Consider the following 20,357-nt stretch of genomic DNA (forward strand, 5'->3'; position numbering starts at 1 on the left):
CCATGGCGAACATCGTACTCGCTCGATTGTGCGTGCGCTATAGCGCACGTTGCCGGGGTCGGGCGATGTGCGTTATAACGCACACTCTACTGATCATAAGGAACGCGTTCATGGCACCTCCATCGGCCGACCACCGGCACGCCACGAGGGTAACGGCCTCCCACGTCACGGCGGGATTCGTCGCGGTCCTCGTCGGCTATACGAGCTCAGCGGCCATCATCTTTCAGGCGGCCGCGGCAGCCGGCGCGACACCGGCCCAGATCGGCGGGTGGCTGAGCGCGCTGGGGCTGGCCATGGGCGTCACCTCGATCGGCTTGTCGCTACGCTATCGACAGCCGATTCTGACGGCGTGGTCGACGCCGGGCGCCGCGCTCCTGGCCGTCAGCCTTCCCGACCTGCCGCTGAGCGAGGCGATCGGCATCTTCGTCTTCAGCGCCGTGCTGATCCTGATCTGCGGCATCACCGGCTGGTTCGCCAGGTTGATGCAAATCATCCCGCAGTCCATCGCCGCCGCCATGCTGGCGGGGGTTCTCCTGCGTTTCGGCCTGGACGCCTTCGGTTCGCTGAACGGCGACTTCGTGCTGGTGTCGTCGATGTTTCTGACCTATCTCGCCGCCAAACGCTGGCAACCGCGCTACGCCATCGTGCTGGTGCTAATGGCAGGGCTCGGCGTTGCCGGCGTGCTGGGCGAAATCGATACACGGCAGGCGCAACTGATCGTCAGCGTACCCCATTGGATCTGGCCGACCTTCTCGCTGTCGAGCCTGATCGGCGTGGGAATCCCGCTGTTCGTGGTGACAATGGCCTCGCAGAACGCGCCTGGCGTGGCAACCCTGCGTGCCGCGGGTTACGACACGCCGATTTCTCCCTTGATGATCTGGACGGGGCTGGCCACCCTCCTCCTGGCGCCTTTCGGTGCCTTCAGCGTCTGCCTGGCCGCGATTACCGCCGCGATCTGCATGGGGCCGGATGTCGACCCCGATGCCGACCGACGCTATCCGGCAGCGATCTGTGCAGGGGGCTTCTATTTACTGGCGGGTCTTTTCGGCGGTTCGATCGGCACGCTGTTCGATGCCCTGCCCCAGTCGCTGGTGCTGGCGGTCGCCGGGCTGGCGCTGCTCTCGACCATCGGCGGCAGCCTTCATCGCGCCCTGCTGGAGCCGCATCAACGCGAACCGGCACTGATCACTTTCCTGGTTACCGGTTCCGGCGTGACGCTGTTCGGAGTCGGCGCTGCCTTCTGGGGCCTGGTAGCCGGCATGCTGGCGCTGCTCGTGGCGCCGAAATCGCGACCGGCCTGATTCGGGAGCCGTTTAGGTAGTCGAGAGCCGTTCAGGTAGCCGGGAGCGATTCATATAGGCGGCACTGCGGGGCCGAATTCGATTCTCGACACCGCCTGATCCAGCGTCGCGACCTGCTCGACGATGGGCGCTTGCGACTCTGCAGCGAGATCGTGACCGGTACGTGTCTCGATCATCGAGGCCAGCGAGTCGGCGCTCAAGCGGCCCTCGTAATGAACGCGATCGATCGAGGCCTCGTGGGAGCCCGGGAGATAGATGGTGTTGTTGGAAAAATCCACGGCATAGGCGATCACGCCCGGCACGATGAACAACAGCAGACCCAGCCCGTCGGCAATCGCCACGCCAGGGTCGATACGCCCCTGAAGCTGTCCCTTGCGCTCGGGATAGAAGAGCGTGCCGCAGCCGGTCAGCGGCAGAATCAGGCCGATCACGACAGCGCCAGCGATCAGGCGTCGAAACGGAGGTTGCATCGCGGAAATCCCAGTGACGGAGAGGTAACGCGGAGTAACCTAATCCATAGAGCCGGGTCGCGTCCAGATGCTGCCAGCTCCCAAAACGACGCCCGCCATACAGGCGGGCGTCGCGTGTCGAGAGAAACCGTGGAAGTCAGACCAGCGAGGCGCCGTAACCCCACAGCAGCACGGTGATCGCCAGCAGCGCCTCGAGCACGAGAACGCCGATCGCCAGCGCCGCACTCGAGGCACGCATGCCCTCGTGCTGGTCGATGCCCAGGAAGGATGGCAGGCCCGCATAGACGAGATAGACCGTGTAACAGAGCCCTGCGATGCCGGCCAGCAGGCACAGCCATATCAGCGGATAGAGCGCGACCACGCCGCTCAGGAACATCGGCGTTGCCATGTAACCAGCGAACACGACGCAATGACTGAGATCCGGTCGCTCCGGGTAGCGACGCGCCAGCCAGTGAATCACGTTGCCCATCAGCCAGACGGCGCCCAGGATCAGCGCATAGAAGATGATCGCCAGCAGTACCGCGGTTGCAGGCGCGACAGTGACGGTCTTCGCCAATCCGTCTTTGGTCGTGCCGAAATGCCAGCCCACCAGCGTGGTACCGATGAAGGCGCAGACCACCGGAATGGCAGCCATCACCAACACATGGGAGCCGTAAAAGTGCGATACGGTTTCGTTTTCGCCGCGGATCTGCTGCCACTCGCGATTGGGATGCGTAAGCAGTCCCCAGACGTGATGAATCATGACACACCTCCCTCCGGCGCGGGCCGCCAACGACGGATTTCCGATGGTGTCCTGTTCCGCTCGCCTCCCCGACGATGCCGGATGCGGCCCTCACCCTCACTATAGGAAAGATCAGCAGAGTGGAAAGGCCAATCTCGGTGCCTGTTGCAGACCGCCAGCCGGCAGGCGCTGTGCCATGGTGCCCGCGGGAGGTTTTTACCGCTCGCCCTTCCCCGTCCGCTGCTCGCATCTCTATACTGGCGACCCTACGAACGACCGCAGATCACGTCATATCGAGCATATGCCGCGTTCCGCTTACGCTGATGAATACAGGAAAGAACACCCAATGCGTGCCAGCCAATTACAGATCTCGACCCTCAAGGAAACGCCGGCGGACGCGGAAATCGTCAGTCACCAGCTGATGCTGCGTGCCGGCATGATCCGCCGTCTGACATCGGGGCTCTACACCTGGTTGCCGGTGGGCGTGAGAACGCTGCGCAAGGTCGAGCGTATCGTCCGCGAGGAGATGGATCGCGCCGGCGCGCAGGAAGTGCTGATGCCGGCGGTACAGCCCGCCGAGCTGTGGCAGGAGTCCGGCCGCTGGGACGAGTACGGTCCGGAATTGCTGCGACTCAAGGATCGTCATCAGCGCGACTACTGCGTCGGTCCTACCCATGAAGAGGTCATCACCGACCTGGTGCGACGCGAGATCAGCAGCTACAAGCAACTGCCGACCAACTTCTATCAGATCCAGACCAAATTCCGCGACGAGATCCGCCCCCGCTTCGGCGTGATGCGCTCGCGCGAGTTCATCATGAAGGACGCGTACTCGTTCGACAGCGACGAGGCCGGTCTCAAGGCGTCCTATCAGCGCATGTACGACGCCTACGTGCGGATCTTCACCCGGCTGGGTCTCGATTTCCGCCCGGTACTCGCCGACAACGGCTCCATCGGCGGCACCGGCTCCCACGAATTCCATGTGCTGGCCGACTCCGGCGAAGATGCCGTGGTCTTTTCCACCGGCTCCGACTACGCCGCCAATATCGAGAAGGCCGAGGCGCTGCCGCCCAAGGACGCCGAGCGTGCCGCGCCGCAGGAAACCATGCGCCAGGTGCCCACGCCGGGCGTGCGCACCATCGCCGCGCTGGTCGAAGGCTTCGATCTGCCGGTCGAGAAGACCGTCAAGACGCTGATCGTGCATGCCGCCGACGGCGGGCTGATCGCGCTGATGGTACGCGGCGATCACCAGCTCAACGAGATCAAGGCCGAGAACCTCGACGCCGTCGCAGCGCCGCTGACCATGGCCAGCGAAGAGGAAATTCGTGCCGCTATCGGCGCCGGCCCCGGCTCGCTGGGTCCGGTGGATCTGCCGCTGCCGCTGATCATCGATCACAGCGTTGCGCTGATGAGCGACTTCGGCGCCGGCGCCAACGTCGACGATCACCACCTGTTCGGCATCAACTGGGAGCGCGACCTGCCGCTGCCGCAGGTCGCCGATCTGCGCAACGTGGTCGAGGGCGACCCGTCGCCGGACGGCCAGGGCACGCTGTCGATCACCCGCGGGATCGAGGTCGGCCACGTCTTCCAGCTCGGACAGAAGTACTCCAAGGCGATGAACGCCACGGTACTCGATGATAACGGCCAGCCGACGACGGTCTGGATGGGTTGTTACGGTATCGGCATCACCCGCGTGGTGGCCGCAGCCATCGAGCAGAACCACGACGCCGGCGGCATCATCTGGCCCGACGCCATTGCTCCGTTCCAGTTGGCGATCGTGCCGATGAACGCCCACAAGTCGGACCGGGTTCGCGAGACCGCCGACAAGCTCTATCAGGAGCTGACGGACGCCGGCATCGACGTGCTGCTGGATGACCGCGACCTGCGCCCCGGCGTCAAGTTCGCCGACCAGGAGCTGATGGGCATTCCCCATCGTCTGGTGATCGGCGACCGCGGTCTCGACAAGGGCGAGCTGGAGTACAAAGGCCGCCGCGACAGCGAAGTCACCATGGTCGCGCTGGACGAACTTCGCGCATTCCTGGACGCCCGGTTCGCCTGATCGGGCGGGATCGTGCCGGCGCGACTCACCGCGACACTGACGACGGCGAGCTGGCTCGTCGTCGCCAGCCTGTTCTCGGCTGGCGTGACGCTGGCCCAGACGAATGCGCCGCCCGCCGGCAGCCCGAGCGAGCCGCCATCCCCCGCGCTGCTGAGATCGCTGTCGCGGGTCATGGCGGCGCCGGACGGCTTCGAGGATGCTTTCGATGCCCAGGTGTGGCTGCTGGACATGCAATCCCGCCTGGCCCGACGCCAGCCCGAAGCCTATCCGTCACGCCATGACCGCCTGGCTCTGCTGGAGCGCATTCATGCCGAAGCGCGGCGTGCCCAGCTGCCGCCCGAACTGGTCCTGGCGCTGATCGATGTGGAGAGCCGCTTTCGACCGAGCGCGGTCTCGTCGGCCGGCGCGCTGGGGCTGATGCAGGTCATGCCGTTCTGGAAAGCCGAGATCGGCCGTCCGCAGGACGATCTGCACGATATCGATACCAATCTGCGCTACGGCTGTACCATCCTCGCTCACTATCTGGCACGCGAACATGGCGACTGGACCCAGGCTCTGGCTCGCTACAACGGCAGCCTGGGCCGCACGGTCTATCCCGAACGGGTCATGCAGGCCTGGTTCACGCGCTGGTGGGTGGATCGCTGAGAACCCGTTCACAATCTGCTGCGCGTCGGCGGCAAGCCCCTTCACGACATACTAGCCACGACATACTAGCGTTTGCGGTCCTCGACTTCGGTATGTGAGGTTCCCGGCGGTAGCGGATGCCCCTTGGCCAGTTCGGCCCGCGTCGCCTCGCGTACCTCGAGAATCTCGATCTCGTAGGTCAGCGTCTCGCCGGCCAGCGGATGATTGGCGTCCACGGCGACCTGCGCCTCGTCGACCTCGACGACCGTCACCGTTCGCGGGCCGTCCGGCCCCTGCGCCTGGAAGCGCTGACCGGCCTGCAATACCTGGTCTTTCGGGAAAGCCGATCGCGGGCTGGCGCTGACCAGCGCTTCGTCGCGCTCGCCGTAGGTATCCACCGGCGCCAGGGTGACGCGCAGCTGCTCGCCCGCCCGGCGCTTAACCAGTGCCGCTTCCAGCGCCGGGAACAGATTGTCGTGCCCGTGCAGATATTCCAGCGGCTGCTGGCGTGCCCGGGAATCGTCGAGGGTGCGGCCTTGCTCGTCCGCGAGAACATAGTGCAGGGACGCAACGAGAGACGGTGCGATGGCGAACTGGCTCATGATGACTCCAGGATGACGATGGGAATTCTTGGTGGATGAGGGACGATGCCAGCTTGCCGGAAGGTCGATGAATCCGAACAGCTAGGAGGAGTGCTTGCGCAGGGCATCGACAGGCACTTCGAGGCGCTGGGTCTGCTGCAGCAGGTTGAGCAGCACGATGGCGCGCTCTTCACCCTTCTGCGCCTCGAACACGGCCTGCAGGGCGCGAAACGGCCCGTCGGTGATCTCGACGATATCGCCCTGGCGATAGTAGACATTGGCGCGGTCGCGGCTGGCATCGGCGCTGACGCGATCGCGCAGGGTATCGATTAGCGCATCCTGCACGAACACCGGCTCCTGGCCGAAACCGACCAGCCGCAGAACGCCCCGCGTGGAGCGAATCGGCCGCCAGTTGCTGGCAACGCGATCGAGACGGATGAACAGGTAATGCGGAAACAGCGGCTCGGCAACCCAGGTCAGCTTGCCACGCCGGCGCTTCTGCACCTCGAGCACCGGGTGGAACACTTCGTAGCCCTGGTTGTCGAGATGTTCACTGGCACGAAACGACTCGCCGCCCTTGCACTGGATCACATACCAGCGTGGCAACGACTCGCCGTCCTGCGTCGACTCACTGGTCATCGGTATACCTTCCCTGATCGCCGCCACTGATCACGACCTCTGGTCATGACCATTAATCATGACCTTTTAAAAAGACAATCCCTGTCATCGCCCGTTTCGACGAGGCAGAATCACGCGTTATCGCGAGATCGCCAGCGTGGCATTCGGGCCAGACGCGACAGGCCATCTAGCGTACCATTTTCGATCCGACACGTCCGCCCGCGGCGTGCCGATCCGGTTCTGGGAGGTTGCATGCAACGCAAGCCACGTGACTGGCTGACATCCTTGCGCGTCTACCTGCGGGCGCCGGTGGTGACCCTGCTATTCCTGGGGTTTTCCGCCGGGCTACCCTATCTGCTGGTGTTCTCGACGCTCACCGCCTGGCTCGAGGATAGCGGTGTCGAAGTCGCCGCCATCGGCTTTTTCAGTTGGGTGGGGCTGCTCTATTCGATCAAGCTGTTCTGGGCGCCGATCGTCGACCGGGTGAGGCTGCCGCTGGTCGGGCGCTGGCTGGGCCAGCGCCGCAGCTGGATGCTGCTGGGGCAGACGCTAATCGCCGCCGGCCTGCTGGGACTGTCCGGGCTCGATCCCGCCGGACACCTGCCGCTGGTGGCGGCCTTCGCCCTGCTCACCGCCTTCGGCGCGGCGACCCAGGACATCGTCATCGACGCCTACCGTATCGAATCCGGCGAAGCGGCAATCCAGGCCGCCATGGCTTCGACCTACATCATCGGCTATCGCATCGGTATCGTCATGGCGGGGGCCGGTGCGCTCTACATCGCCGACGCCGCGTCCTGGGCAGTAGCCTATCTGAGCATGGCCGCGCTGGTCGGCATCGGCATGGTCACCGTGCTGGTACGCCCGGAACCGCCGCGTCCGCAGAGCCTCACCGTAGTGCTGTTCCATCCTCGGGTGAAGCGCTTTCTCCGCCGCAGCGCGAACCGCCCCGGCTGGCAGCGACAGACCGGTGTCTGGCTGATCGCGGCTATCGTCTGCCCGATCGGAGACTTCTTCCAGCGCTATGGCCGCCTGGCGCTGTGGCTGCTGGTCTTCATCGGCATCTACCGCATCAGCGACATCTCGATGGCGGCGATGGCCAATCCGCTCTACCTGAGTCTGGGCTTCACCAAGAGCGACATCGCCAGCGTCACCAAGGTCTTCGGCGTGCTGATGACCATCGGCGGCGGCGTTCTCGGCGGGCTGCTGGTGGTCCGTTATGGTCTGGGCCGGATGCTGATCGTCGGCGCGCTGGCCGTGGCACTGACCAACCTGCTGTTCGTGCTGCTCGCCACCGGCGGCGACAGCCTGCCGCTGCTGATCGTGGCCATCACCGGCGACAACCTGGCCAACGGCCTCGCCAGCACGGTGTTCATCGCCTTCCTGTCGAGCCTGACCTCCCGCACCTACACCGCCACCCAGTACGCGCTGTTTTCCTCGCTGATGACCCTGCCCGGCAAGTTCATCGGCGGCTTCTCCGGCGTGGTCGTGGCCGATGTCGGCTATGCCAGCTTCTTCGGGATTGTCTGCCTGCTTGGCCTGCCGGCCGTGGCGCTGGCGTGGTGGCTGAGCCGCCGGCTGCCGACGCTCGATACCAACAGTGACGGCGACGAAGCGGGGACGGCCTCGAAAACCCAAGGACGGGACAACGGACGGAAAAACGGACAGGAAAGCGGGCGGGAAGACGGCGAGCCCGCCAGCACACGCTGACGGGCCCGGACAGGAATGAGAAATGAAGAGGCCGTTGTCGGCGAACCTCTCGGCGAACCTCAGGAGAGCGCCCGGCGCTGCCGGGCGAGCCAGTCCAGGGCGCCCTCCGAGGCGAGCCACTGGTCGCGCATCAGCTGGCGATACTGCCACGCCTCCGCGCGCGTGCCCGGCTCCGGCATATCGTCGCCGAGCCGTGCCGGCCGCGGGCGGTCTTCGCACAGGATCGGCAATATGTAGGGATTGGCCGAATAGACCTCGCGCAGCACGGCGAGCGCGTCCTCCCGACGCGACAGGCGATAGAGCGCCAGTACCCGGCCCATCTGCACGCCCAGCATCTCGGTTCCTTCCGGCCCCTGTTCGCTGACCGCCAGCGCCTGTTCGTCGTTGCCCTCACGCAGCAACTGGTCGATCACCAGCTCGCGCAGGCCCAGGCTGTCCTCCTCGTCCAGCGCCAGCAGCCGCTGCGCCAGCTTCCGCGCCTCCTGCCCCGCGCCACGCTCCATGCCGATGACCAGCGCCAGGCCGGTTCGCAGCAGCGTCGCGTTGTCCGCATCATGCCAGGAAAAGCTGCCACCGGCGTCCTCGAGCTGGTTGAGCCAGAAGCCGTAGCGCTCCGCCAGCGGCGTGAAGAAGGTATCGACCATCCAGGGCAGGCTGCCGAAGCGACTGGCCAGCGCCAGGGTCAGCGCCTGCATCACGCGCGGCGCGTCCAGCCATTCCGGGTTGGCGCACAGCGCCTGCAGCCACTGCAGCGCCGTTACCCACGGGTCGCCCAGAAACCCGAGCGCGGCATCTTCGTCGATCTCGACCTCGCAGGCATCGGCCCAGCCGCGGTAGAGCGATGCCTCGCGAGAGCTGGGCTCGTACAGCAGCGCCCCTTCCTCGGAGTGGGTCAGTTCGAGACGGGGCGGACGCTGCTGGGTATGCAGCAGCGCCTGCAGCGCCGTCAACGGGCCGGCCAACGCCTCCTCGGAGTGGATGACCTGCTCCGCCAGCGCCGCCTGAGGGTCGTCGGCCAGCTCGGCGATGAATTCGAGCTGATCCGGGTCCAGGTGGTGCTGGCGCGACAGCCGTCGCCACCAGAAGGCCGCGCGCTGACGCGCCTTGCCGACATTGCCTTCGTGAAGCAGTACCATCGCCTCGATATACGCCAGCGATGGTGAATCCGGCAGGGTTCGCTGGGCGCTCTGGAAGGCGTCCCGCGCGCTGGCCAGATCGCCGCTGTCCAGATGCATCAGGCACAACCGCTCGAGGGCGGCACCCCGCAGGAACCCCGGCCCCTCGGCCATCACTTTCTCGACCAATGCCGCTCGCTTGCGATGGAAGCCGCGCTCCTGATAGAGATCGACCAGGATTTCGAAGGCCGGCTCGATCTGCTCTTCCAGCGCCTCCCAGTCGCGATCGCCGGCAAACAGCGACTCCAGAATCTGCTGGGCGCGGCCGTTGTTGCCACTCTCCGCCGAGACGATGCCGGCTTCCAGCAGCGCCTGCGGCGGCGCCTTGCGGCTGTCCAGCGCGGCCTTCAGCGTCTCGCCACGCCACTCGCGCAGCGACAGCATCCACATCAGATGCCCGGGAATGACGCTGGGCATCTCGACTCGCGCACAGCAGTCGCGATAGAGCCGTCCGGAGTCGCACCAGCAGGGTTCGTCCCGCTTCGGCTCCGCCAGCGGCTCGGTATCGAAGTCGCGCCGGACCAGCGGGGTCTGATTCCAGATGAGCGGAGCGAGCGCCTGGGCCAGATCGAGACTGCCGCCGCAATGTTCGACCCCCTCGGCTCGGGCCCATGCCATCATCGTCGGGTAATATTCATTGGCGCGAATCGCCTCGAGGGCACCGCTGGCAAAACCCAGCAGCTGTTCGACCCAAGCTGTCAGCATGGCATTCCTCCGTTTTCTGGCCTCATCCTAGCACGCCGGGCAACGGCGCTGGCGAGTGCCGGCATGGGGTGATAATTTAGCCGCCGCTTGCCCTATCGTGACTAGCCGACCGCCGTACCCACCCACCGTCGTCACCAGAGAGGAGCGCCCGTGCTCTTGCCGATTCCGTTTCGTCGCCCTTCGCCGTCGGCCGCCAGCGATGCACCACAGGTAAGGCTGGAACGGGAAGGCCGTGACGAGATTCGGCGCATCACCGCGGCGGTCGAGAAAGTTCCCTGGACCGTCAGCCTGCTGCAGATCCTGTGGACCGCCGGGCCGGTCACCCTGCTGGGCGCCTGGGGCGGCTACCTGCTGGGCTACGGCAAGGCGCCGACGCTCGAGAACTACATCTTCTTCATTTCGTTCACGGTCATCACCGGCGCGGCGGGGATCATCGCCAATCTTCTGCATCACCTGACAGGCGGGAGACGGCTGGAACGGACCTCGAGTCGCATCGAGCGCGTCATCAAGACGCTGCCGGAGTTGCTGCTGGCGACGCGCAATCTCATCGTTGAAAGCCTCGAGGGCGATGCCCGGCGCCGTGAAGCGGCCGCCATGCTGCTGCGCAAGCAGGACCTGTCGCCGGAAGGCGTCGAACTGGCAGCGCTCGAACTGCTGGACGATCACGAGAGCGCGCGCGTGATCGGCCAGATCGATGTCTACCGCCGGGTGGGCCTGCACGCGCGTGTCAGCGATCTGGTCGAGATCTACCGCGACGACATCGAACCCCGCCTCACCGAACTGTACGAGCTCGCGCCGGTGGCGATCACCCTGCTGCGCGAGCGCTTCGAAGGGCACGCCCCGGACCCGCGCTACGGTGTGCCGCGCGACGAGCACTTCATCGAACGGGTCATGGCCGCCATCGAGCACGACAACGACCTGCTGATGACGCTGCAGGACGTCGAAGAGATGGTGATCCTGGCGTTCGAACTGATCAGCGGCCGGGAGATTCCGGTGCTGTCGTTCGAATATCGCGGACGCTGGAAGCTGGCCCGGGCGTTCGACAGTCTCGAGGAAGCCCGCGCCCGCCACCGCATCGCCCAGGCGACCGGGCTCTCCCGCCTCAAGGCGCTGAATACTTACCTGATCGAGCATTCGGTGACCCCGCTCGCCGAGAACGTCTCCGGCCAGCGTGCCGATGCCCTGCTGGCCCACAGCGTCGCGGCCATCGACGAACTGAGCGAACAGATCCAGACGCTGGCCTACGCCATCCATACCGGGCGCAGCGATGATCGCCAGACGCTACGCCACCAGGCAGAGGTGCTGACCAACGCGATCAAGCTCTACAAGAGCGTCTCCAGCGCCTACAACGAAGTCGGGCGCAGCCACGCCCATCGCCTGCGCATGGCCCAGCGCTGGGAGGCGGTGAGCGCCGATCTCTCGGACGACACCACCCGCCTGCGTCTGGGGCCGGGACGGCGCGGCCTGCGCATTCGCGAGAGCAAGATCGCCCTCAACGACGAAGCCAAGGCGGTGGTGTGCAAGCGTCTCGGCCAACACCTGGAGAAGGCCAATATCGGCACGCTGCGCGAGCGGCTGCGCCAGGCCGAGCGGGATACGCAGCTCAGCGTAGGGGTGGAAAGCGCCAAGCGGGTCGCAGTAGAGATATTTCTGGCGCTGGAGCCCCACGTGCACCTCTCGCGCCCGGCCGTTCAGCGTGCCATCAACAGCACCAATGCCGCGGATTTCGGCCAGCTCGAACCCAACCTGTCGATCGCCGCGAAAGCCGCGATGGGGTCCGCCATGGTCCGCGAGATCGAGACCGACCTGTCGCGTACCGCAGAGTCGCTGGCCCTGGCCCTGGTCAAGCACTACCGCGTCGCGCTGGAGCCGGAAGCGATGGCGTTCCTGCAGCGTCAGTACGGCGCGCGGGAAGCCACGCTGCAGATGCTGACCAACGTCAACCTCGACCGTGGCGAAACGCCCAACGTCAGTTACCTCAGCATGGCGCCGCCCGCAGTGGGTACGCCGCATCGCCAGTGGTATCGGTCACTGGTTCGTGCTCGTCGCCATCTCGAAAAATGATCGCCGAACGGATCGACCACAGCCATCTGCCGGAGCCAGTGCCATGCGCTTGATCGTCGCCGAAAAGCCGAGTCTCGCCCGCGCCATCGCCGACGCGCTGCCGGTCAAGGCGACGCGCCGCGACGGCTATCTCGAGGCCGGCGATACCGTCGTGAGCTGGTGTCTCGGCCACCTGCTGGAACAGGCGCCGCCCGAGCGCTACGACCCGAGATACAAGCAGTGGCGGCTCGATGACCTGCCGATCATCCCCCAGCGATGGCAACTGGTGCCCAGAAGCCAGGCGAGATCGCAGCTGTCCGTGCTGCGCAAGCTGATCAAGAGCGCCGACAGCGTCGTGCACGCCGGCGACCCGGATCGCGAGGGACAGTTGCTGGTGCAGGAAGTGCTGGATCATCTGGGCTGGCGCCGGGAAACCCAGCGGCTGCTGGTCCAGGATCTCAATCGGCCCGCCGTGGTCAAGGCGCTCGCCAGCCTCGAGGACAACCGCCGCTACCAGCCGCTCCACGCCGCCGCCGAGGCCCGCTCCCGCGCGGACTGGCTGTACGGCATCAACCTGACCCGCGCCTGGACCCTGATCGGGCGCCAGGCCGGCTTCGATGGGCTGCTGTCGGTGGGTCGCGTGCAGACGCCGGTGCTGGGGCTGGTGGTCCGGCGAGATCGCGATATCGCCGCATTCGAACCCAAGCCCTTCTACGTTCTGTGGGTCGATCTTCGCGTCGCCAACGGCTCGCTGCGGGCCTGGTGGCAGCCCGGCGAGCACCATCCGCTGGATGGCTCGTGTTTTGATGGCTCATGTTTTGATGAACAGGGCCGCCTGCTCGATCCGCGTCCGGCCGAGGCGCTGGCGCAACGGCTCAGCGGTGCCCGCGGCCATCTCGCCGAACTCGACCAGAAGCGCAAGCGCCAGGCCGCGCCGCTGCCCTACTCGCTGTCCGCGCTGCAGGTCGATGCTGCACGACGCCACGGCCTCTCCGCGCAGCGAGTGCTCGATGTCTGCCAGTCGCTCTACGAGCGCCACCAGCTGATCACCTATCCCCGTTCGGACTGCCGCTACCTGCCCGCCGCGCACCATCGGGAGGCGGCCAAGACCCTGACCAGCGCCTGTCACCTCGACGATCAACTGCGGGGATGGGTCGAGCAGGCGAACTTCGGCCTGCGCTCCAAGGCCTGGGACGACGCCAAGGTAGGCGCTCACCATGCCCTGGCGCCGACGGGCCGGCCGGCGAACATGGACAGGCTGAACCGCGACGAGGCCAACCTGTTCCGATTGATCGCGCGCAACGTCCTCGCCCAGTTCTATCCGGCGCTCGAGACCTACGAGACCCAGGCAATCTTCGAACTCCTCGACGAGCGCTTCAAGGCCCAGGGGCGGGAGATCCTCGAACCGGGCTGGAAGCCGCTGTTCACCACGCGCGACGATGTTCCCGCCCTGCCACCGCTGACGCGTGGCGAGCCGGCCACGGCGACCGATGCGAGCAGCGAGAATCGCGAAACCCGGCCACCGGAGCCGTTCACCGACGCCAGCCTGATCAAGGCGATGATGAACATCGCCCGCTACGTCGAGGACCCCGCGGTCAAGCGTACGCTGCGCGAATCCGACGGTCTCGGCACCGAAGCGACCCGGGCCGGCATCATCGAGACGCTGCTCACTCGGGGCTATCTGGTCCGCGACAGGAAAGCCATCAAGGCCACGCGCATCGGCCATGCCCTGATCGACTCGCTCCCGTCAGCGGCCACCCGGCCGGAACGTACCGCGCTGTGGGAGCAGCGGCTCTCGGCGATCGCCGACAATCAGGATGCGCCGGCGCCCTTCCTGGAAGCGCTGATCAGCGACCTGCGCGCGCTATTGGGCCAGGCGGACGCCGGCCGGCTGAATCAGGCGCTCAAGCTCGCGGCGCAGGGCAGCGCGCCGGAAGCCCCGGCTGCAAAGCGCGGCGGACGCAAGACCGGTGCCAGCCGCTCGCGACGACGATCGACGGGAACCCGATCGAAGGCCGCGCCATCGAAAGGCGGACAATCGAAAAGCGGGCAGTCGAAAGCCACCGCCAACCCGGCACGCGCCCGCCGCGCCAGGAAGCCCGACTCATGACGATTCGCCCCGAACACGCCGGACCCGAACTTGCCCGGCCCGCGACGTCGCCCGACGGTGGCCCGTGGCTTATTGTCGGCGCCGGTGCGCTCGGCCAGCTGTTTGCCGCCGCCCTCGCGCCGACGAATCCCGTGATCCTGCTCGGCAGACGCCCGGCACCGCCCGCCATCCGGTTGCGCACGCTGGAAGGCCGGGATCTACGGATAGCCCTGCGACGTGCGCAGGTGAGTGATTGGGCAAACCGGCCATCCGGAAACGAAGCGCCGGCGCTGGTGGTACTGGCGACCAAATCGCACGATACGCGGACGGCTTTGGAAACGCTGGCGCCCCGTCTCGCGCCGGCCACGCCGTTGCTGCTGTTGCAGAACGGCTTTCGCAGTCAGCCAGACATCACCGAACGCTGGGCCGGACCGGTACTTTGCGCCTCGACCACTGAAGCCGCCTATCGTCACGAACCCGATCCGGCCGGCCTTTTACCCGATGTGGTTCATGCCGCCACCGGCAAGACCTGGATCGGCGATCTCGCCGACCGTCACCTCGCCCTGGCGGCCAACGTTGCCGAGCGCCTGACCCGAGCCGGCATCACGGCCGCGCCATGTCGCGATATCCGCCAGCGGCTATGGCAGAAACTCGCGATCAACGCCGTGATCAATCCGCTGACCGCCAGCCATCGTGTTCGCAACGGCGAACTGGCCGGGCCCCGATTCCGGCCCTGGATCGTCGCGCTGGTAGCGGAGATCGCCCAAATCATGCAGGCCGAAGACGTCTTGCCACCCGACGCGGGCTGGCAGGCGCTCGTCGACGGCGTGATCGAGACTACTGCCGCCAATCGGTCTTCGATGCTGCAGGACGTGCTCGCCGGTCGCCCCACCGAGCGTGATGCGATCCTGAGGCCGCTGATCGATGCGGGGCGCCGCCATGGGCTCGACGTCGCCACGATCGATGCACTCTATCGAACGACGCCGCACTGACCGTTGCCGACCGCATCGACAGTCGGCAAGCCACGAGTCTTCTCGCGCCCGGCGGGCGATCAAACCGATTTGAATCGTATGCTGGTGCCGTTCCACAACAACTGGCGATCGGCGCTGGCGGCCACGGCCTCGATGCGTTCGGCGTTGGGGGCATCGGTCGTTCGCACCCACTCCCGTGCCTGCCTTTCGGTACGGCCGAACCGCATGTGCCGAGCCACCAGGCGCTCTTCCCGCAGTTCCTGATCGACATCGAGAAACCACACTTCGTCCAGTATGGCCCGCACTCGAGGCCAGGGTTCCTCCTCGAGCAACAGATAATTGCCTTCGGTAATGATCAGAGGCGTTCCCGGCGCGACCGCGATACTGGCGGCGATGGGCTCCTCGATTTCCCGATAGAAGCCGGGGGCATACACGGTTTCGCGATTGCGGTAACTAGCGCGAAGACGATGCAGCAGATCGCGGTAACCGAACGCATCGAAGGTATCCGGCGCGCCCTTCCTCTGGGCACGCCCCAATGCGTCCAGTTGGCGATTGGAAAGATGGAAACCATCCATCGGCACAACCTGCGCCTGATCCCCCAGCGCAGCGAGCAGCGCCTCCGACAGCGTGCTCTTGCCGGAACCCGGTGCGCCGACCAGACCGAGAATTCGGCGTTTTGATGAATCGATTAAGCTACGAGCGGCATCGAGAATCAGCGGGTCGATATCGATCGATAACGCCCGCGTTTCCGTTGTCATGATTGGCATGAGGGAATCGCAGAAAAAGCGGGAAGTTCAAACAAGCCTAGCACGCTCATTTTGATGAATGAGAGCGGTTTTTCAGCGACACGACTTTAGTCGTAAACTTACCAATATGACGCATGACCGGGAGCTACCTGGCGGTTTTCCCGGTCGATATTCAGGCTATCCAGCTGCAAAGCGGATTCATGACGCGGCAACGATATCGAAAAACAGCCCCCTAGGTTTTGTCTGAAAAGTCGTCGAGCGAAGGTCAGACAAGGCAAAAATCGTTGAAAAGACGGAGTTTACGCGGTGTAAATGAGTACTTTGAGCCGATTTTTAACGCCGTATGGCCGAGCGCAGGCAGTTTTCAGACAAAGCCTAGCTTTCGCCGACTCTCTGACGCAATCTTGCCACCTCATCCATCAGTTCGAGCGCCAGTGCCGCCCCGGCCAGGTTGACGCCGAGATCCCGTTGCAGTCGCTTTACGACCTTCACGCGGTGCAGGCTAGCGCCATAGAAACGCCACTGCTCGCGCCGACGCCCGCTGGGCTCGATGATGCCTTCATCGACCAGTTCGATGATCCACTCAGCGTGGACCGTGCAGGCTCGGCACAATTCGCCCAGCGTCAGAACGGGGGTTTCGTCGAGATTGTCGACCGGCATCTCGGTAAGGTCGTGGATGGTCATGATCCGTTCTCCGCGTCCGCTCTGGGATTGAAACCTGCCACCGCCGCCAGCTGGCGATAGGCTGCCTTGACGTCGTCACGCTTCGCCGAAGGCAGGACGACCTCCAGGGTCACGTAGCAATCCCCCGGCGGCTGACCGGGTATACCGCGGCCCTTGAGTCGCAGGCGCCGCCCGCTCTGGGAGTCCGGTGGAATCTTCATCTCCACGGAACCTTCGGGCATCGGGACCGTCACCGTGGCGCCCAATGCCGCCTCCCAGGGCGCGACGGGGAGCTTCACCGTGACGTCGCGCCCTTCCACCTGATAGCGCTGATGCGGCTCGAATTCGATCTCCAGGTAGAGATCGCCCGCCGGCCCACCGCCAAGACCCGGCTCGCCCTGCCCGCTCAATCGGATCCGCTGGCCCTGCTTCACGCCCTTGGGAATGCGCACCTTCAACGTGCGATGACGAGACCGAAGCCTGCCCTGCTCGTCGATTTCGCCGCTCTGGAGCGTCAGCGTCCGCGCTGCACCGCGATAGGCATCCTCGAGTGCAATCGCGACCTTGGCGTGATGATCCTCGCCGCGCACACTCGCGCCGCGGGTACGATACCGAGCGCCGTCGGACTCACCATGGGTAAAGCCGTCCGAGCCGAAGCCCGTCGAACCAAAGCCCGTCGAGCCAAAGCCCCGGCGCTGGCCGAACAGGGACTCGAAGAAATCGCTGAAAGCCGCACTGTCTTCCCGAGAATAGCCTTCCTGCGTGTAACCACCGCCCCTGAACTCGAATCCGGTATCCCAGTCCGGTGGCGGCCGAAAATCCTGCCCGGCCCGCTGGCCTCGCCCCACCTGATCATAGGCGAGACGCTTTTCCGGATCCTTCAGCACCTCGTAAGCCTCGCCCAGCTCCTTGAAACGGGCATCGGCGTCGGCTTCCTTGCTGACGTCCGGATGATACTTTCGCGCCAGCTTGCGATAGGCCCGCTTGATCTCATCCTGGGTGGCATCCCGCTCGACACCCAGCACCGCATAGTAATCCTTGAACTCCATGCCGCACTCCCCGTGACCGAACCGACGGTGACCGCGGCCGGATGGCGGAGGACGGCCGACCAGTCGTCGGTCCGTCCTCGATCGCGTCTCGCAGTCACTATCCTTATAGCAGGATTGGCGAGGCTCGGGTGGCTAGCCGGTGTTGCGAAGGCCAGCGGCGATGCCTGCCATCGTGACCATCAGCGCCCGGGAGAGCTCCGGGGTGATGTCGCCGTCCGCATCGCGGTTGCGCTGCAGCAGTTCGGCCTGGAGGCCATGCAGCGGGTCGATGTAGGGGTTTCGCACCTCGATGGCCTGACGGATCAGCGGCGTGTTCTCGAGTAACTGGCGCTGATCGAGTATCCGCAGCAGCACGGCCTCCAGATCCCCCAGGCGCTGGCGCAGCGACTCGCCCAGTTGCGTCAGGGCGGGATCGTCGACCAGGCGCTTTTCGTAGTAGGCGGCGATAAGCGGATCCGACTTGGCCAGCAGCATCTCGAGCATGTCCAGATAGGTGCCGAAGAATGGCCACTGCTCGCGCATCTCGCGCAATCTGTCGAGCCCGCCATCTTCTTCCAGCCGCTGCGAGAATGCTTCGCCGCTCCCCAGCCAGGCCGGCAACATCAGGCGGGTCTGCGTCCAGGCGAAGATCCAGGGTATGGCACGCAACGTTTCGATGCCGCCCTCCTGGCGTCGCTTGGCGGGACGCGAACCTAGCGGCAGCCGGCCCAACGCCCCCTCCGGCGTCACCGCCCGGAAGTAAGGCACGAAGTCGGGATCCTCGCGCACGACGCCAACGTAGGCACGGTGGGCGATGTCGGCCAGGCGATCCATCTCCTCGCGCCAGACCGGCTGCGGCGCGGGCGGCGGCAGCAACGTCGCTTCCAGCACTGCGCAGACGTAGATCTCCATCGAGCGCAGGGCGATATCGGGCTGGCCGAACTTGAAGCGGATCATTTCGCCCTGCTCGGTCACCCGCAGGCTGCCGTTCACCGAGCCGGGCGGCTGCGACAGGATCGCTGCATGGGCCGGACCGCCGCCGCGACCGACGGTGCCGCCGCGGCCGTGGAAGAGGGTCAACGACACGCCGCCTTCGCGGCACACCTCGACCAGCCGCTCCTGGGCCCGATACTGAGCCCAGGCAGCCGCCAACTGGCCGGCATCCTTGGCCGAATCCGAGTAGCCGATCATCACTTCTTGGTGATCGCCGGCGGCCTCGCGATAGCCCGGTAGCGCCAGCAGACGTTCGATCACGTCACCGGCCCGATCCAGATCGTCCAGCGTCTCGAACAGCGGCGCGATGGGCAGACGCACGCCGTTGCCGGCCTCCTTCATCAGCAGCGCCACCGCCAGCACGTCGGAGGGTTGCTGCGCCATGGAAATGACGTAGGTGCCCAGCGCCTGGCGATGCTCGCGGCCGATGACGCCGAAGGTATCGAGCACTTCGCGGGTCTCGGCCGAGCACGCCCAGCGCGAAGGAATCAGCGGTCGCGGAGAGGCCAGCTCCTCGAGCAGAAACGCCTGCCGCGCCGGTTCGTCCCAGTCGTGATAGTGGCCGACGCCAAGGTAGTCGGTCAGCTCCTCGAACACCTGCGCGTGGCGGGCGCCATCCTGGCGCACGTCGAGCTTGGCCAGGTTGACGCCGAAGACCGCCACCCGTCGCAGCGTGTCGAGCAGCACCCCGTTGGCGATGGTTTCCAGCCCCACGTCGCACAACGAGCGATAGCAGGTCAGCAACGGTGCGAAGAGCTGTTCGCGGGTTTCGATGATCGGCGCATCGCCGGGCGGTTCACCGTCGAGTCGAGCCCGCGACCAGGCCCGGGTCGCCTCCAGCCGGGTCGATAGCCGTTTGAGCAGGGCGCGATAAGGTTCTGCTGCTTGTCGAGAATCGCGCTCGGAATCGTCCCCGATCTCGGCCCGCAGCGCATCGCTGGCCTTCCACATCGACAGCTCGGCCTTGAGCTGTTCGAGATCGCGCAGGTAGAGATCCGCCGCCATCCAGCGGCCCAGCAGCAGCACTTCTTCGGTCACGCCGGCCGTGACATTGGGGTTGCCGTCCCGATCGCCGCCCATCCACGAAGCGAAGCGGATGGGCGAAGCTTCCAACGGCAGGCGCTCGCCGGCGGTCTCCATCAGCAGCGCGTCCAGATCGCGATGGAACGTCGGCACCGCTTCCCACAGCGAATTCTCGATCACCGCGAACCCCCATTTCGCCTCGTCGACGGGTGTGGGGCGCTCGTGGCGGATCTCGTCGGTGTGCCAGGACTGGGCGATCAGCTCTTCCAGGCGACCGTGCGCGCGCTGCAGCACTTCCGGATGGTCGGCACTGGTCTCGATGGTCTGCAGGCAGTGATCGATGGCGTCGTATTTCTGGATCAGGGTGCGGCGAATGACTTCGGTGGGATGCGCCGTCAGCACCAGGTCGACTCGCATGTCGGCGATGGCATCGACCAGCTGGCGCGGGGAATGCCCCGATGCCGCCGCCCGATGGAGCAGCTCGCCAAGATCGGGCTGGGTGCCGGGCTTGTAATCCTCGACCCTCCGAAAGCGCGCCCGATAGTGCTGCTCGGCGATATTGGAGAAGTTGAGAAACTGGTTGAACGCGCGGGTGACCGGCAGCAATTCCTGCTCGGGGAGCGCGCGAAGGTAGTCGATCAGCTCGCGCCGGTCCGCTTCCTCGGCGTTCTGCCGCCCTTTCTTGGCCAGGGCGCGGATACGTTCGATGCGGTCCACGAACTCGCTGCCGAGATCCTTGGCGATGGTGCGGCCGAGACTATCGCCCAGCAGCCTGACATTGTCCCGCAACGACTCATGCAGCGACGTTTCCACTTCCGAGTTCATGGCATCCCTCCCAAGATG

16 protein-coding genes are annotated in these 20,357 nt (G+C 65.7%); 7 read left to right on the forward strand and 9 right to left on the reverse strand.

Annotated elements, in window-relative coordinates:
• Nucleotides 1-110: 110 nt before the first annotated feature.
• Nucleotides 111-1,301 carry a benzoate/H(+) symporter BenE family transporter gene (locus tag CCD76_RS10475; protein ID WP_087719472.1) on the forward strand — a complete coding sequence of 397 codons (1,191 nt, stop codon included), beginning with the start codon at nucleotides 111-113 and terminating at the stop codon, nucleotides 1,299-1,301.
• Nucleotides 1,302-1,351: 50 nt separating this feature from the next.
• Here the strand turns inward: CCD76_RS10475 and CCD76_RS10480 are convergent, their stop codons facing one another.
• A complete protein-coding gene (locus CCD76_RS10480; protein ID WP_087719473.1) occupies nucleotides 1,352-1,771 on the reverse strand; it encodes a hypothetical protein in 420 nt (139 codons plus the stop codon).
• Nucleotides 1,772-1,907: 136 nt separating this feature from the next.
• Nucleotides 1,908-2,513, reverse strand: a complete 606-nt coding sequence (locus tag CCD76_RS10485) for a Yip1 family protein (protein WP_087719474.1) — start codon at nucleotides 2,511-2,513, stop codon at nucleotides 1,908-1,910.
• A gap of 325 nt (nucleotides 2,514-2,838) precedes the next feature.
• Here CCD76_RS10485 and CCD76_RS10490 point away from each other — a divergent pair, with 325 nt between their 5' ends.
• Together CCD76_RS10490 and CCD76_RS10495 are read left to right on the forward strand one after the other, a co-directional pair.
• Nucleotides 2,839-4,548: a proline--tRNA ligase gene (locus CCD76_RS10490; RefSeq protein WP_087719475.1), complete on the forward strand. Its 1,710-nt coding sequence runs from the start codon at nucleotides 2,839-2,841 to the stop codon at nucleotides 4,546-4,548.
• A gap of 12 nt (nucleotides 4,549-4,560) precedes the next feature.
• A complete protein-coding gene (locus CCD76_RS10495) occupies nucleotides 4,561-5,193 on the forward strand; it encodes a lytic transglycosylase domain-containing protein (RefSeq protein WP_256961258.1) in 633 nt (210 codons plus the stop codon).
• A gap of 65 nt (nucleotides 5,194-5,258) precedes the next feature.
• Here the strand turns inward: CCD76_RS10495 and CCD76_RS10500 are convergent, their stop codons facing one another.
• Both CCD76_RS10500 and rfaH read right to left on the reverse strand, forming a co-directional pair.
• The gene (locus tag CCD76_RS10500) at nucleotides 5,259-5,774 is read right to left on the reverse strand and encodes an FKBP-type peptidyl-prolyl cis-trans isomerase (RefSeq protein ID WP_087719476.1); all 516 of its coding nucleotides are present in this window, start codon (nucleotides 5,772-5,774) and stop codon (nucleotides 5,259-5,261) included.
• Nucleotides 5,775-5,855: 81 nt separating this feature from the next.
• Nucleotides 5,856-6,392 carry a transcription/translation regulatory transformer protein RfaH gene (gene rfaH, locus CCD76_RS10505; RefSeq protein WP_087719477.1) on the reverse strand — a complete coding sequence of 179 codons (537 nt, stop codon included), beginning with the start codon at nucleotides 6,390-6,392 and terminating at the stop codon, nucleotides 5,856-5,858.
• A 231-nt stretch (nucleotides 6,393-6,623) separates the two neighbouring features.
• Here rfaH and CCD76_RS10510 point away from each other — a divergent pair, with 231 nt between their 5' ends.
• Complete coding sequence (locus tag CCD76_RS10510; RefSeq protein ID WP_143543275.1) at nucleotides 6,624-8,078, forward strand: AmpG family muropeptide MFS transporter; 1,455 nt, start codon at nucleotides 6,624-6,626, stop codon at nucleotides 8,076-8,078.
• A 59-nt stretch (nucleotides 8,079-8,137) separates the two neighbouring features.
• On the opposite strand, the gene CCD76_RS10515 is transcribed toward CCD76_RS10510, so the two are convergent.
• Nucleotides 8,138-9,958: an SEC-C domain-containing protein gene (locus CCD76_RS10515; protein WP_087719478.1), complete on the reverse strand. Its 1,821-nt coding sequence runs from the start codon at nucleotides 9,956-9,958 to the stop codon at nucleotides 8,138-8,140.
• 150 nt (nucleotides 9,959-10,108) lie between these two features.
• Here CCD76_RS10515 and CCD76_RS10520 point away from each other — a divergent pair, with 150 nt between their 5' ends.
• From CCD76_RS10520 to CCD76_RS10530, 3 genes are read left to right on the forward strand one after another with little or no spacing between them, the layout of a single operon-like run.
• On the forward strand, nucleotides 10,109-12,022 hold the full coding sequence (locus tag CCD76_RS10520; RefSeq protein ID WP_087719479.1) for a hypothetical protein: 1,914 nt from the start codon (nucleotides 10,109-10,111) through the stop codon (nucleotides 12,020-12,022).
• A 43-nt stretch (nucleotides 12,023-12,065) separates the two neighbouring features.
• Nucleotides 12,066-14,111 (forward strand): DNA topoisomerase III, encoded by a 2,046-nt coding sequence (locus CCD76_RS10525; protein ID WP_087719480.1) that lies wholly within the window; start codon nucleotides 12,066-12,068, stop codon nucleotides 14,109-14,111.
• Entirely contained in the window at nucleotides 14,108-15,082 is a 975-nt protein-coding gene (locus tag CCD76_RS10530) for a ketopantoate reductase family protein (protein WP_087719481.1), read from the forward strand. The genes CCD76_RS10525 and CCD76_RS10530 overlap by 4 nt, the downstream gene beginning before the upstream one ends.
• Nucleotides 15,083-15,141: 59 nt before the next feature.
• Here CCD76_RS10530 and CCD76_RS10535 read toward each other — a convergent pair whose 3' ends face one another.
• The 4 genes from CCD76_RS10535 to ppc form a co-directional block, all read right to left on the reverse strand.
• Nucleotides 15,142-15,828, reverse strand: a complete 687-nt coding sequence (locus CCD76_RS10535) for a nucleoside/nucleotide kinase family protein (RefSeq protein WP_256961259.1) — start codon at nucleotides 15,826-15,828, stop codon at nucleotides 15,142-15,144.
• Between the two features lie 354 nt (nucleotides 15,829-16,182).
• Nucleotides 16,183-16,491 (reverse strand): chaperone modulator CbpM, encoded by a 309-nt coding sequence (locus tag CCD76_RS10540; RefSeq protein WP_179208900.1) that lies wholly within the window; start codon nucleotides 16,489-16,491, stop codon nucleotides 16,183-16,185.
• The gene (locus CCD76_RS10545; protein WP_087719482.1) at nucleotides 16,488-17,519 is read right to left on the reverse strand and encodes a DnaJ C-terminal domain-containing protein; all 1,032 of its coding nucleotides are present in this window, start codon (nucleotides 17,517-17,519) and stop codon (nucleotides 16,488-16,490) included. The genes CCD76_RS10540 and CCD76_RS10545 overlap by 4 nt, the downstream gene beginning before the upstream one ends.
• 132 nt (nucleotides 17,520-17,651) lie before the next feature.
• Nucleotides 17,652-20,327, reverse strand: a complete 2,676-nt coding sequence (ppc, locus tag CCD76_RS10550; RefSeq protein ID WP_087719522.1) for a phosphoenolpyruvate carboxylase — start codon at nucleotides 20,325-20,327, stop codon at nucleotides 17,652-17,654.
• Nucleotides 20,328-20,357: the final 30 nt, after the last annotated feature.

This window comes from Salinicola salarius, assembly GCF_002179555.1.
In the GTDB taxonomy this organism is placed as follows: Bacteria; Pseudomonadota; Gammaproteobacteria; order Pseudomonadales; family Halomonadaceae; genus Salinicola; species Salinicola salarius_A.

What these genes read in the sequence shown, in the direction of transcription:
- CCD76_RS10535 (WP_256961259.1), bottom strand. Translation starts at nt 15,828, where the DNA reads ATGCCAATCATGACAACGGAAACGCGGGCGTTATCGATCGATATCGAC.
- CCD76_RS10525 (WP_087719480.1), top strand. Translation starts at nt 12,066, where the DNA reads ATGCGCTTGATCGTCGCCGAAAAGCCGAGTCTCGCCCGCGCCATCGCC.
- CCD76_RS10480 (WP_087719473.1), bottom strand. Translation starts at nt 1,771, where the DNA reads ATGCAACCTCCGTTTCGACGCCTGATCGCTGGCGCTGTCGTGATCGGC.
- CCD76_RS10500 (WP_087719476.1), bottom strand. Translation starts at nt 5,774, where the DNA reads ATGAGCCAGTTCGCCATCGCACCGTCTCTCGTTGCGTCCCTGCACTAT.
- CCD76_RS10475 (WP_087719472.1), top strand. Translation starts at nt 111, where the DNA reads ATGGCACCTCCATCGGCCGACCACCGGCACGCCACGAGGGTAACGGCC.
- CCD76_RS10490 (WP_087719475.1), top strand. Translation starts at nt 2,839, where the DNA reads ATGCGTGCCAGCCAATTACAGATCTCGACCCTCAAGGAAACGCCGGCG.
- CCD76_RS10515 (WP_087719478.1), bottom strand. Translation starts at nt 9,958, where the DNA reads ATGCTGACAGCTTGGGTCGAACAGCTGCTGGGTTTTGCCAGCGGTGCC.
- CCD76_RS10485 (WP_087719474.1), bottom strand. Translation starts at nt 2,513, where the DNA reads ATGATTCATCACGTCTGGGGACTGCTTACGCATCCCAATCGCGAGTGG.
- CCD76_RS10510 (WP_143543275.1), top strand. Translation starts at nt 6,624, where the DNA reads ATGCAACGCAAGCCACGTGACTGGCTGACATCCTTGCGCGTCTACCTG.
- rfaH (WP_087719477.1), bottom strand. Translation starts at nt 6,392, where the DNA reads ATGACCAGTGAGTCGACGCAGGACGGCGAGTCGTTGCCACGCTGGTAT.
- CCD76_RS10540 (WP_179208900.1), bottom strand. Translation starts at nt 16,491, where the DNA reads ATGACCATCCACGACCTTACCGAGATGCCGGTCGACAATCTCGACGAA.
- CCD76_RS10545 (WP_087719482.1), bottom strand. Translation starts at nt 17,519, where the DNA reads ATGGAGTTCAAGGATTACTATGCGGTGCTGGGTGTCGAGCGGGATGCC.
- CCD76_RS10530 (WP_087719481.1), top strand. Translation starts at nt 14,108, where the DNA reads ATGACGATTCGCCCCGAACACGCCGGACCCGAACTTGCCCGGCCCGCG.